The sequence below is a fragment of the Streptomyces sp. NPDC056231 genome (genome assembly GCF_048270745.1).
Lineage (GTDB): Bacteria > Actinomycetota > Actinomycetes > Streptomycetales > Streptomycetaceae > Streptomyces.
This window is the reverse complement of the sequence record NZ_JBLVKW010000024.1, coordinates 1-11,855: the sequence shown is the minus strand read 5'-3', so window position 1 is coordinate 11,855 and position 11,855 is coordinate 1. Positions and strand designations below refer to the sequence as shown.

Annotated in this window: 10 protein-coding genes; 4 read left to right on the top strand and 6 right to left on the bottom strand. The window is 70.5% G+C overall.

Annotated features, from left to right (window positions below):
• Positions 1-223: 223 nt before the first annotated feature.
• The gene (locus tag ACNPQM_RS19830; protein WP_418085055.1) at positions 224-967 is read left to right on the top strand and encodes an SAM-dependent methyltransferase; all 744 of its coding nucleotides are present in this window, start codon (positions 224-226) and stop codon (positions 965-967) included.
• A gap of 135 nt (positions 968-1,102) precedes the next feature.
• Here the strand turns inward: ACNPQM_RS19830 and ACNPQM_RS19825 are convergent, their stop codons facing one another.
• Positions 1,103-2,119 carry a serine hydrolase gene (locus tag ACNPQM_RS19825; protein ID WP_418085054.1) on the bottom strand — a complete coding sequence of 339 codons (1,017 nt, stop codon included), beginning with the start codon at positions 2,117-2,119 and terminating at the stop codon, positions 1,103-1,105.
• A gap of 107 nt (positions 2,120-2,226) precedes the next feature.
• Positions 2,227-2,358 (bottom strand): hypothetical protein, encoded by a 132-nt coding sequence (locus ACNPQM_RS19820; protein ID WP_418085053.1) that lies wholly within the window; start codon positions 2,356-2,358, stop codon positions 2,227-2,229.
• A gap of 123 nt (positions 2,359-2,481) precedes the next feature.
• Between ACNPQM_RS19820 and ACNPQM_RS19815 the strand changes: the two genes are divergently transcribed.
• Positions 2,482-2,778: a hypothetical protein gene (locus ACNPQM_RS19815; protein WP_418085052.1), complete on the top strand. Its 297-nt coding sequence runs from the start codon at positions 2,482-2,484 to the stop codon at positions 2,776-2,778.
• Between the two features lie 15 nt (positions 2,779-2,793).
• On the opposite strand, the gene ACNPQM_RS19810 is transcribed toward ACNPQM_RS19815, so the two are convergent.
• Positions 2,794-3,279 (bottom strand): lamin tail domain-containing protein, encoded by a 486-nt coding sequence (locus tag ACNPQM_RS19810; protein ID WP_418085051.1) that lies wholly within the window; start codon positions 3,277-3,279, stop codon positions 2,794-2,796.
• Between the two features lie 785 nt (positions 3,280-4,064).
• On the opposite strand from ACNPQM_RS19810, the gene ACNPQM_RS19805 reads away from it, so the two are divergent.
• Positions 4,065-5,084 carry an alcohol dehydrogenase gene (locus ACNPQM_RS19805; protein WP_418085050.1) on the top strand — a complete coding sequence of 340 codons (1,020 nt, stop codon included), beginning with the start codon at positions 4,065-4,067 and terminating at the stop codon, positions 5,082-5,084.
• A gap of 466 nt (positions 5,085-5,550) precedes the next feature.
• Here ACNPQM_RS19805 and ACNPQM_RS19800 read toward each other — a convergent pair whose 3' ends face one another.
• Positions 5,551-7,395 carry a glycoside hydrolase family 15 protein gene (locus tag ACNPQM_RS19800; protein ID WP_418085049.1) on the bottom strand — a complete coding sequence of 615 codons (1,845 nt, stop codon included), beginning with the start codon at positions 7,393-7,395 and terminating at the stop codon, positions 5,551-5,553.
• Positions 7,396-7,579: 184 nt separating this feature from the next.
• Entirely contained in the window at positions 7,580-8,638 is a 1,059-nt protein-coding gene (locus tag ACNPQM_RS19795; RefSeq protein WP_418085048.1) for an NAD(+)/NADH kinase, read from the bottom strand.
• A 345-nt stretch (positions 8,639-8,983) separates the two neighbouring features.
• Here ACNPQM_RS19795 and ACNPQM_RS19790 point away from each other — a divergent pair, with 345 nt between their 5' ends.
• On the top strand, positions 8,984-9,139 hold the full coding sequence (locus tag ACNPQM_RS19790) for a hypothetical protein (RefSeq protein WP_418085047.1): 156 nt from the start codon (positions 8,984-8,986) through the stop codon (positions 9,137-9,139).
• A 413-nt stretch (positions 9,140-9,552) separates the two neighbouring features.
• Here ACNPQM_RS19790 and ACNPQM_RS19785 read toward each other — a convergent pair whose 3' ends face one another.
• Positions 9,553-10,179, bottom strand: a complete 627-nt coding sequence (locus tag ACNPQM_RS19785) for a hypothetical protein (protein ID WP_418085046.1) — start codon at positions 10,177-10,179, stop codon at positions 9,553-9,555.
• Between the last annotated feature and the right edge of the window lie 1,676 nt (positions 10,180-11,855).

The window sequence follows — 11,855 nt, the reverse complement described above, 5'->3', positions numbered from 1 at the left end:
CGGGCCCGAACACGGCGCGGACCAGGTGCCGTTGATGCGGGGCAAGGGGCGGCAGCCGGTGTTCCTTCGGCGTGACGCGGGCAGGGCCTGCCGTGCCGGGGCACGGGCGGCGTGCCGCCTGCCACGCTGTGACGCTGCCGTGGATCGACGGTTGTCGCGAAGGGCTCCAGCCCGGGGACGAAAACGAGGTGCGCGCTGCCTGCATCGTTGACAAGCTGCGCCGGTGAACCGTGAACAGATCTCCAGAATCGCCCACGCTGATCACCCGATAAAGTCTCCGCTCGACGACGACTCGGTGCGCCGGCTGCTGGAACGGGGGCTCCCGCGCGGCGGCGAGCGGGTGCTCGACCTTGGTTGCGGGGGCGGGGAATGGCTCCTGCGCGCCCTGCTCACGCGCCCGCGCCTGCACGCCGAGGGCGTGGACATCTCCGAGGACGCCCTGGCACAGGCCCGCCGGGCCGCGAGCGACCTCGGCGTCCAGGAGCGCCTCGTCCTCCATCACCAGGAGGCCGGGGACTTCGTCTCCTCGCAGTCGTTCGACCTGGTGCTCAGCGTCGGGGCCGCGCATGCCTTCGGTGGCTTGCTCCCCACTCTCGCAGCGGCACGCAAGCACCTGGCTCCCGGCGGCCGTGTCCTTATCGGTGAGGGGTTCTGGGACCGTGCCCCTTCCCAGGAGGCCATCGAGATGCTCGGGGACTTCACCGACCTGGCGACCACCGTGGACCGCGTCGCCGCCGACGGGTGGACTCCTGTCGACGGGCACGTCAGCACGCGCCGTGAACTGGACGACTACGAATGGTCCTGCTGGGGGTCCCTGGCCTCATGGGCCCTGGACCACCCTGCCGACCCAGACAGCTCGCACGCGCTCACAACAGCGACCGCTCGTCGCTCCGAATGGCTGCGCGTCTACCGGGACACCTGGGGCTTCGTCTGCCTGATCCTGCGCCGGACGTCCGACTGCCCGTGAACTCGAGCAGCTCGCCGGACCGTTGAAGGTGCTGTCCCAGCGATCCGCCTTGCAGCTGCGGGCTGTCGCTGCTGGTGGTGGGCAGCAGCGGGCGCACGCATGGCCTGGCTCGCCGCCGCGGTGGCAGTTGCGGGGTCAGGCCGTCGTGTCCATGGCCTGGACGGCCGCCTTGGCCGCCTTCTCCACCAGGTGGACACCGTCCGCCATGCTGACGCTGCCCCGCGACAGCACCGCGACCAGGCGGTCGTGTCCGTCCACCCGGACCACACCGATGCTGTTGACGTCCCAGCGGGCCGTTGCGGTCCGCTGCAGCCAGCCGTTCTTCAGGCCGGTGACGGGGCCGGCCGCCGAAACGCCCCAGTCCTGGCCTGCCGCTATGCCGCCCATGAGGCTGCGCACGTAGGCCCGGGACGCCTGGTCCAGTGGGGAGTCGGTGCCGAAGACGGCGCTCAGCAGGGCGAGCTGATCGGTCGCGGTGGTCTGGGTGAGCCCCCAGTGCCCGTCGCCGCCACCGGTCGTGCCGGTCAGTCCGAGCCTGCGGTTGGCGGCGTTCAGGCCCGGCGCCTCGCCGATCACGCGCCACAGCGCGTCGGCGGACGCGTTGTCACTGATCCGGATCATCGACGCGGCGGACGCCTTCTCCTGCGCCGTGAGCCCGCGGTGCTGGTCCTGGGCCTTGAGCAGCAGGGCCGCCAGGATGTCGACCTTCACAATGCTCGCGGTGTCGTACGTCGTCCCCGCCCGCACGCCGTACCGTGCCGTGCGCCCGTCGGCCGGATCGAGCACCGCGACCGAGAGCGAGGCGGGGCCGGCCGCCACGACCGGCGCGAGCCGCCGGGACAGCGCCTGGTCAGGAGCCACACCGGTCCCGGCGGTCCGCAGGGCCGCCAGGGACACCGACGGCGGGTGCGCCACCGCGGCAGACGCGGTCGCCGGCGCGAGGACCGCGGCCGGCCGGGCGATGCCGGGCACCGTCCCCGCCGTCGGGCCCGGCCGCGGGACGGTCCGCGCCCTGTCGGCCCCGGCCGCGTCGGCAAAGCCGCCCGTCGCCGCCCCGCCGGCCATGACAAGCGCGAGTGCGGCCAGGGCGTAGCGCGAAGAGTGGCGCCGGGCGAGCGTGACGACCAGCGGAGCGAACACATGGCGAGACATGGCGCGAGGATAAAAAGACCATCCGTGAAATAGCTATGGCCCACGTAACAGCTGCGTGACACGGCTCGTGATTCCGAACACATCACCCATAAATGGACTCTGCGGAATTAGCGCTCAATGAGGTAATTGATGAACTTTTCGTGCGGGTCCAGCCGCTCATGGCGCCATGACAGGCGCGCCGCCGTCGAGTCGGTGAGCGCGGCCGACCAGTCGGTGGCCGCGGCTTCGCCGGCTGGCACGTCCCGTGGCGCCGCCGGTCCCGGTTCCGTCCGCGGCCTCGTCGGCCACGTCGACACCGCGGGCGGCCGGGGCCGGACAAAAACACGCCGGCAACGAGCAGCTCGCAAAAGCCCAGGGGGGTGATGGCACAAGCCAAGATCACCCTTTTCCTGAACGGCCAGGACCGGCCGGGCAGGAGGTGTGCCACCAGTACCGCGGTGCCGGCCTCGCTCGGTCAGCGGTTCCTGGACCGCAGTGGGCACTTCTCGGTGGCGGATGCCATGTGCGGCAAGGGCCGGCAGGGAGCCCGCGGTGGCGGCGGCGAGAACCCGGCGGCCGCCGACATGCGACAGCGGCGTGCCACCGCCCTGTACGGGTGGTGGCACGCCGGACCAAAAGGGCGGCACGCCGGGGTCAGAAGGTGCACCCTTGGTCAGTGACGGGACAAGGGCGGGTCAGCGGCGGTAGCCCCAGGACTGGGTGTCCACGGTGCGGCCGTCGTCGTCGCGCAGGGTCGCCTTGTCGGCGTAGTTGCTCCAGATGTAGTCCCAGCTGTTCTGGTAGACGTCCCGGCGGGTGTCACGGCCGTGCCCGGTGTGGACCCGGACCGTGGCGTGGCCGGGCAGGCGCAGGTCGTCGAAGCGGTAGCGGTTGCCGTCGCGGTCCGAGAGCGTCCATCCGTCCAGGTCGACCGCGCGGCGGCCGGTGTTGGTGACCTCCACCCACTCCCGGTTCAGCGAACGGTTCGACCAGTCGTCACGGCCGGGGCTGTCGTACTGGATGTCGCCGAGGACAACGTTGGAGTACGAGTGGTGGCGGCCGTGCCTGTATCCGTGGCCGTGGTCGCTGTCGGCGGAAGCCGGCATCGCGGCCACGGCGACGACGGAGCCGGCTGCCAGAGCGGTAGCGGCGATGCGACGGACGGTACGAGAAGCAGACATTGATGTCCCCTCAAACAAGGGCGCCCAGGACCCGGTCACGGGCCATGCTGCGCGGTGCGGTACCCGGCCCCTCAGGCCGAGAACCCAAAGACTGGAGCACCTCCCCCGCCACTGACAGCGAATCCGGTTCGCGTTACTTAATGCGGACATTTCCGTAACTCGCGATTGTATTGATCACACATCCCGCCCAGGCGTGCCCCTGACATCGACTGGCGGGTCCACGCACCCGCCGCACAACCGGGGACGAGCCTTTTCCAGCCCCCGCACACCCCGCCGCACTGCCCCGCACGCCACTCGTCCAGCAGCACACCTATCGGTAACAGCCACAATGCAGTGCAATTCAGACACATATCGCGTGGCCGAACACCCGCCCGCAGAGGCCGGGTGCGTCGACGGTGCGCGCCAGGCACGCACGCGGCAGGGGCTGCTGGGGCCGGTGCCGGACACGCTCCGAGTCCCCCGGCCCGGGCCTGGCCGACCGCGCAAAGCCGGCCGGTCCTCCCCGGCACGACCACCGCCGCAGCCGCAGCCGTCGTGATCCGGTTCCGCGCACGGCCGGCCGGACGGAACCCGGATCGGCACCGGCATTCCTTTTCCGGGAGTTCTTCGTGCGCCCGGCTTCCGGGCCCTTCAAGAGATCGGGAATATCCTGAACAGTGATCTCTTGACCGGTTATGTCCACCGGAAGTCCGTTCCCTGGAACAGTCGTACGAACCTTGGTTTCGACCAGCCTTCGACCGGTCTCGCACTTCCCCCTGTCCCCTTGCTCTACAACGGAGAGTTCCATGAACACGATGCGTGTCGCCCAGGTCAGCGCCGCGGGCGGGAGGTTCGAAATCGTCGAGCGGGAACTGCCGCAGCCCGGCCCCGGCCACGTCCGGATCACCGTCGAGGCGGCGGGCATCTGTCACAGCGATGCGGGCTTCGTCCAAGCCGGCTTTCCCGGCGTGCAGTTCCCGCTGGTCACCGGCCACGAGGTCGCCGGGCGGATCGATGCCCTCGGCGAAGGCGTGAGCGGATGGCAGGTCGGCGACCGCGTCGAGGTCGGCTGGTTCGGTGGCCAGTGCGGCCACTGCGTGCCCTGCCGTGAAGGCGACTTCATCGACTGCCAGAACCTTCAGGTTCCCGGCTGGGCCTACCCCGGCGGCTACGCCGACGCCATGGTGGCCCCCGTAACCGCGCTCTCGCGCATTCCTGACGGGTTGCCGGCCGTCCTGGCCGCGCCGCTCGGCTGCGCCGGCGTCACCACTTTCAACGCTCTGCGGCACAGCTCTGCCCGGCCTGGTGACCTCGTGGCGGTCCTCGGTGTCGGCGGCCTGGGACACCTCGGAGTCCAGTACGCCGACCGGTTCGGCTTCGACACCGTCGCCATCGCCCGCGGCCAGGAGAAGGAGCCACTGGCCCGGGAGCTCGGCGCCCGGCACTACATCGACAGCAGCGCCGTCAACGTCGCCGAAGCCCTTCAAGCGCTGGGGGGCGCCCGCGTCGTGCTCGCCACGGCGGCCAACTCCGACGCGATGTCTGCCACCGTCGACGGCCTGCGTCACCGTGGGCAGCTGATCGTCATCGGCGTCACCCCCGAGCCGCTGCAGATCAGCCCGCTGCAGCTGATCGGGGGAAGCCGCTCCGTCCACGGCCACCCGGCCGGCACCGCCCAGGACGTCCAGGACACGATGACGTTCAGCGCGCTCGCCGGGGTGAAGCCGATGGTGGAGACGGTGCCGCTGGAGGAAGTCGACGAAGCCTTCCAGCGGATGCTCAGCGGCGCGGCCCGTTTCCGCATGGTGCTCACCACCGGCAACTGACCACCGCCTGCAACCGGGTGCGCAAAGCGGACCGGCGAGCCTCGGCGCGCGCGGGGACGGCGGACGTGGACCTCGGTGCCGCCGATGCGCAGGTCCACACCCTGGGCCCCGGCGTAGGCGAGCAGGTCTTTCAGGGTGCGGATGCGCACACCCGGGCAGCCGGGGAGGCGAAGCGGCGGGCGGCGAGGAGGGGGACAGGCCGCACGGGCCCAGCCAGTCGGACGCTTTCCCCGAGCGCACCCGGCGCCTGCCAACGCCCATGAAGAGGCTTTTTTTGTGGCTGCGGCCGGTGTCGGCTCAGCTCGGCCAGGTAGTGGCGTATGCCTCGATGGCGTCCCGCTGGTACTGGGCCAGGCCCGGCGTACGCCTCGTACGCCGGGCGCCACTGCTCGTTGTCCACGCAGGACCGCCTGAATTTCGCGGTGGGTGCCCCGGTGTGTTCGGGCGTCCCCAGGGGCCGGCGGGTTCAGCCGAGGGCGCGGTCGAGGTTGAAGGCGGCGCTGATGAGGGACAGGTGGGTGAAGGCCTGTGGGAAGTTGCCGAGTTGTTCCCCGGTCGGTCCGATCTCCTCTGCGTACAGGCCGAGATGGTTGGAGTAGGTGAGCATTTTCTCGAAGGCCAGGCGGGCCTCCTCCAGGCGGCCGGCCCGGGTGAGGGCTTCGATGTACCAGAATGAGCAGATCGAAAAGGTGCCCTCGGTGCCCAGGAGGCCGTCCGGGCTGGCTCCCGTGTCGTAGCGGTAGACGAGCGAGTCGGCGACCAGCTTCGCGCCGAGGGCGTCCAGCGTCGCGAGCCACTTCGGGTCGACCGGGGAGACGAACTTGACCAGGGGCATCATCAGCACGGAGGCGTCGAGGACGTCGCCGTCCAGTTGCTGGACGAAGGCGCCGGCTTCGGCCGACCAGCCGCGTCTCATGATCTGCCGGTAGATCGCGTCACGGCTCTTGCCCCACCGGACAAGATCGGCAGGCAGGCCGCGCCGGGTCGCCATGCGCATGGCCCGCTCGATGGCCACCCAGCACATCAGGCGCGAGTACAGGAAGTCCCGTCGTCCCCCGCGGATCTCCCAGACGCCTTCGTCCGGCTGGTCCCAGTGGTCGCAGACCCAGTCCACCACGGCGCCGACCTCGTCCCAGCGGTGGCTGCTGATGGGCTGCCCCCACTTGTCGTACAGGTAGACGGAGTCGATGAGCGCTCCGTAGATGTCCAGCTGGAGCTGGGTCGCGGCGGCATTTCCCACCCGCACCGGAGAAGACCCCAAGTACCCCTCGAAATGTGAGAGTTCACGCTCGGGAAGCTCGCGGCGTCCGTCGATGCCGTACATGATCTGCAGCGGCCCGGTGGCCTCGTCCTCGCACATGATGCAGGAGGACAGAAATCCCATGAACGCTTCGGCCTCCGAGGTGAAGCCCAGCCTGAGCATGGCGTAGATGCAGAAGGCGGCGTCCCTGACCCACGTGTACCGGTAGTCCCAGTTGCGCTCGCATCCGATCTCTTCGGGCAGGCTCGTCGTCGGCGCGGCCACGATCGCGCCGGTCGGCGCGTAGACGAGCAGCTTCAGGGTCAGTGCGGAGCGGTGCACCATCTCCCGCCACCGTCCGTGGTAGCGCGAGGCGCCCAGCCAGTGCCGCCAGAAGCGGACCGTGGCCTGGAACTCCTCCTCCGCCTCGCGCCGGGCGCACCCGCGCACGGCGACCTCTGCCCCGATCCGGTCGAGGGCGAAGACCGCGGACTCGCCTTCCAGCAGCTTGAAGTGCGACCAGGCGTCCGTGCCGTCGCATTCGAGCGGCACGGTGGCTGTCAGCGCCAGGGACAGGTTCTTGGATTCGAAGCGCGCCCTGTCGCCCTCAAGGCGTGCGGTGTGCGGCTCGGTCCCGTATCCGAAGCGGGGAGCCACCCGCGCGGTGAACGGAAGCGAGCCCCGGACGCAGAGCAGGCGTCTGATCAGCCGGTGCCGGTGAGCCTCGCCCGATTCATCACCGATGGGCATGAAGTCCTGAATCTCGCCCACCCCGTCCGTGGCGAAGAACCGTGTGATCAGCACATTGGTGTCGGGAAAGTAGAACTGGCGGGTCCGTGCGGGCACGTCGGCGGCCAGCTGGAACGATCCGCCCCGGTCCGCGTCCAGGATGGAGCCGAACACGCTGGGTGCGTCGAATTGTGGGCAGCAGTACCAGTCGATCGTGCCGTCGGTGCCCACGAGCGCGACGGTACGAAGGTCGCCGATCAGGCCGTGGTCGGCGATCGGCAGGTAGCGCGGGGAATCAGCCCCTTGCCCGTATCCACTGCATCCGGCACTCTCGAACGCCATGCCAGGCCTCCCTGCCACCGCGGCACCACCGCCGCGAAGCCGAAAACAACCCTGATAACAGCGTAAATCACCACGTATTTGCGCCTGGCTCGGCTGCTTCAGCCGCCACCACCGTGTGCCGCGCCGCGGATGTGGCGGCGGGTTCGCCGGCCTCGCAGAGCCGGCGAGGTCACCGGTCGTGCGGTCATGCGGCGGGCGGCGTGGGCCGGCGCAGGTGGGCCAGATCGTCGGGTGGCGGGGTGTCGGGCCGGTGGAAGAGCGGGGTCTGGTCGACGGCGGCCGCCGGGGCGTCGGCCAGCTGGAAGCGCTCGCGCAGCCGGTGGTAGAACGCCAGCGGTGCCAGACGGGCCAGGCGCAGCCGGTACGGTGCGCGGTAGGCGGCAACCCAGTCCCCCGGTTCCAGTACTCCGCGTGTCTGCCCGTCGATGCTCACGGCCACCTGGCCGGAATGCGGCAGCACGTGTACCACAACCGCCTCGTCGACCGCGGCGATCACGGTGCGGTCGAAGGCCATGTGCGGAGCGACCGGGGTGAAGACGATGGCGTCGGCGGCGGGGTCCAGAACCGGCCCTCCCGCGGCGAAGTTGTAGGCGGTCGAGCCGGTGGGGGTTGCCACGATCACGGCGTCGGCCGAGTAGGAGGCGAGCAGCTGCCCGGCCAGGTACACGGCCACGCTCGCCTGCCGGTCCCGGGCGAGTTTTTCCAGGACCACGTCATTGACGGCGGTGACGTCCAGGGCGACACCCCAGCCGGCCGTCTGCACCCGGGCGGGGCGCACGGCCGGTGCGGGCAGTGCGGGACCACGCCCGTAGCACAGCACCGTGTCCAGGCCGACGGGCGTCCGAAGCGGGCGCGACGCGCGCAGCGTGAGCACCATCCGCTCCTCGATCACCGCCTGATCCCGGTGGAGAACGTCGAGCGCGTCCTCCACCTGGTCGGTGGTGATCTCGGTCAAAAAGCCGAGCCGGCCCACGTTCACGCCCAGCACCGCCGCCCCGTCCTTGGCGGCGATCCGCGCCCCGCGCAGAAACGTGCCGTCACCGCCGAACGTGATGATCAGTCCGGGGTGGCCCGCCGCCTCGGCCTCCTCCTGGCCGCCGTGCCGCGATTCCCCTTCCCGCCACACGTCGATGTCGGTGCAGGCTATGCCGCGCTCGGCACACCACAGGCGGGCGGTCCGCGCCGCCGCGACGGCGGCGGGCCGACCTTGGTGGACAACCAGGCCCAGCCGATTCAGAGGCATCACTTCTCACCGTAGACCGCCCCGGCACGCCACGCAGATCGCAACGGATCTTCCCCGGGCCACCGGACCGGCCGGTGGCGTCCCGCTCCTGCGCGGATCAGGAGGAGACGTGGACACGGACCGGTCAGGCCTGCGTCGCAGCGCCGACCGCTGCGGCACCGGCCTCGGGTTGCCGTGGAGCCCGCGCCCGGTCTTGCTCCACGCGGTCCAAGAAGAACTCTTCCTGGCCTCCCGGTGCCGGAAGTCTCGCGCACCGCATGCCGCACCGAACGGCATGCGCAGCGGCCACATAGCGTAGCGTTACGCTCATTTTGTATGCATGTGTTGCGACTTGTGGAGGCAACCATGCTCCCCACCGACGAGTACCCGAATCCGTCGCAGGCCGAGGGCGAGTGGCTGAAAGGGGACATGAATCCGGCTGAGCAGCGGCATCCGGCCACCACACGCACCCAGCCGTCCCAGGCCGAGGGCGAGCGCCGGGCGGAGGACGACGAAAGCTGAAGGCCGGGCCGGCCGCCACGATGCCCATGTGCGGCGTCGGCCCCCGATGAACCCCGGGATCGAGGTGCAGGACGTGATCGGCGCCGAGGACGTCGGCGGGCTGGAAGGGGTCGGACCGCGGGCCGCCCTCGCCGGTGATGGCCGCCGCGTACGCTTGCTGGTCCGGCCTTGCGTGGTTGAGCACCTGACGCACCGTCCACCGGTCGCACGGGATTGCCGCGTCCCCTCGCCCGGCCAGAACGCCCACGCCGCCGCACGCAGGTATATGTGAGCCCGCTCCAGCACCTTGAGGCCATCGATGCGTTCATCGGTGTGCCCCTGCCCCGAGTGTCTGCCGGGGACTGTCTCCGCATGCCGGAAACCCCGGCCCGATTCCGACGGGCCGGGGTTTCCTTGTGGTGCAGGCGGCTCTGTCAGTACTCGCCCTCGTCGCCCCGGTCGTCCTTGTCGAACCCGCCGAAGTGGTCCCGGACCACCCGGAAGCTGCCCACGACACCGTTGCGGACCTTCACACCGCCGCGGATGTGCTTACGGGTGAAGACACCGTTGCTGGTGCTCCAGGGACCGACGGTCGCGACCGGGGAACCGTTGTCGCAGGTCGCGCCCTGGAAGAACTCAACGGTCCGGCGGCTGTCGTTACGGACGTTGAAGCTCTTGGCGCCCAGACCGCTCACCACCGTGATGCAGCCGTCCTCGCCACGGGCGGAGTACGACCGCTCGTTGATGAAGATCCGACCCTCCCGGTGGTGGCGGCGCTCCTTGTGGCCACGCTCGTTGCCGCCGTAGCCGCCGTAGCCGCCGTAGCCGCCTCCCTCGTTCCCCTTGCCGCCACCCTCGTTCCCCTTGCCGCCACCGCCGTTCCCGCCCTCACCACCCAGCGGAGCCGCGTCAGGAGCGGCCTGCTGAAGAGCAGGAGCAGCCTGCTGGTAGGACGGGGCAGCCTGGGTGGATCCGGCAGCCGAGGCATAGGTGATGCCAGTGGTGGCGATGACCGCGGCGCCCACTGCGGCAGCGGTCACGGCGACGGTACGCGTCTTCATGTCACTTCTCCCTTGTCTCTGAGGGGCAGCCGGGCAACCGGCCTGCAATGAACGTACTTATGGCGCCTTTAGCTGTCATATCGGACGTATCGCTAGGGGGCCGACCGGGTGTACGAACGACCCCCACCGCACGCCGATCGGCGCATGACACACCGTCAATCCGTATGAAAGTAAGCTTATTTGGTGCATGATTAGGCCTTCTGGGCGACTTGATGACGCCCGATCACCCTCTCGGCAGCATGAACGCCGGATCCCGCACACCCACACCCCCCTCCCCCGCCGCCCCGAACAACCGCCCTCGCCATCCACCCGCCGCCCCGGCCGCCACAGCGGCCCACCACACCCCTGTTGCTCCGCCGGTGCCGCCACGGCCCGGCAGCCCGCATGTGCGGGGCCGGGAGGGACGGCGATCCCCGGCAGTGCTTCGTGTCCGGCTACCGGGGGCATGGCGAACGCCGGGTCGCAGTTCGGTTCCGGGGCCGGTGTCGACAGAGCCCGGACCGAAGGCACCCGGCAGCCCGGCCGCAGAAAGTACGACCAGTTCGAGAAACTCGCCCACACCCAGGAAGCGTGCGACCGGATGCGGGCCGGCCCTGGACGGCCCACGGCCGGCCCGCCCACGGCCAAGGGCAGCGCCGGGCAGTCACACGACCTGCTTCGTCGCTGCTCCGAGGCCGGACCGGCAGACATCCCGCCCGGCCGGGAGAAGCCGCTCGGCGCGAAGCGGGATTGCGCGGACGCGGGCTCGCCGCAGGGCGCGGCCGACGGGCCGGGGATCCGCCGAAGGGGGCGCGCGGGATATCGGCGGCGTCGCCGACGGCGCCGGCCCCACAGCGGGCCAGGGACCGCGCACCGGCGGGGCCACCACCGAAAACCCTGCGGCATGCTGAGGACGAAGGAATGCCGCGATCCCTTACGGACTGCGGCCGACGACCGCCGCGGCGCCGGGCGGACGTATATATACGCGCATATGCGCGCTGGTCCGGAACGCGACGAAGCCCTGCGGCAGCGTCAGGCCCCCTAAGGGCTGTTTCGGCGGCGGACTCTCGTACAGGCAGTGCTCGCGGGGCGCAGCGGCAGGCACGGTAGCCGCCGGGGCCGGCGGCGCACCGGTGCGGCGCCGAAGCCGGCCGGGGACAGGACGGCCCCCGTTTGAACACTGCGAGCGAAATGACCGGCGCGGGCATGACGCCGGCCGCCGACACCCCCTGGGCGGGCGCCGGGGTGCCACCTCGGGGGCCGTGCGGTCGCGGCGCGCGGTGGCAAGGCCTTCGAGGTCTTCGAGGCCTTGGACCGTCTTCCCCGCCACCGTGCGCCACCGGCCTCAGGCCCGCGGTTCCGCGGGCGAGGAGGGTTCCGTGGCGGAGGACCGTGCGGCGCAGTCGTGACCGTCCCCGGAGAAGGCGAACGCTGCACGGCGGGGTACGCGCCGGGGGCCGCTGCCGTGTGTCGCCGCCGGGCCTGTCACGCGCCGGCCGCCAATCAGGATTCCTTGCCGATACGCGCCAATAATCGCCGCCCCACCGCCAATACAGTGCGTTTATTCGGCATTACGGTGAGCGAATAGGGGTGCCCTTTATATGACGCAGACCACGTGACCCACGCCACTCTTGTGCCTATTTGAGGCATTTGCCGTGTGGGGTGGGCCACGTGACGGGCGTCACTCCGAACCCGAA

What these genes read in the sequence shown, in the direction of transcription:
- ACNPQM_RS19825 (WP_418085054.1), bottom strand. Translation starts at nt 2,119, where the DNA reads ATGTCTCGCCATGTGTTCGCTCCGCTGGTCGTCACGCTCGCCCGGCGC.
- ACNPQM_RS19815 (WP_418085052.1), top strand. Translation starts at nt 2,482, where the DNA reads ATGGCACAAGCCAAGATCACCCTTTTCCTGAACGGCCAGGACCGGCCG.
- ACNPQM_RS19810 (WP_418085051.1), bottom strand. Translation starts at nt 3,279, where the DNA reads ATGTCTGCTTCTCGTACCGTCCGTCGCATCGCCGCTACCGCTCTGGCA.
- ACNPQM_RS19805 (WP_418085050.1), top strand. Translation starts at nt 4,065, where the DNA reads ATGAACACGATGCGTGTCGCCCAGGTCAGCGCCGCGGGCGGGAGGTTC.
- ACNPQM_RS19800 (WP_418085049.1), bottom strand. Translation starts at nt 7,395, where the DNA reads ATGGCGTTCGAGAGTGCCGGATGCAGTGGATACGGGCAAGGGGCTGAT.
- ACNPQM_RS19795 (WP_418085048.1), bottom strand. Translation starts at nt 8,638, where the DNA reads ATGCCTCTGAATCGGCTGGGCCTGGTTGTCCACCAAGGTCGGCCCGCC.
- ACNPQM_RS19790 (WP_418085047.1), top strand. Translation starts at nt 8,984, where the DNA reads ATGCTCCCCACCGACGAGTACCCGAATCCGTCGCAGGCCGAGGGCGAG.
- ACNPQM_RS19785 (WP_418085046.1), bottom strand. Translation starts at nt 10,179, where the DNA reads ATGAAGACGCGTACCGTCGCCGTGACCGCTGCCGCAGTGGGCGCCGCG.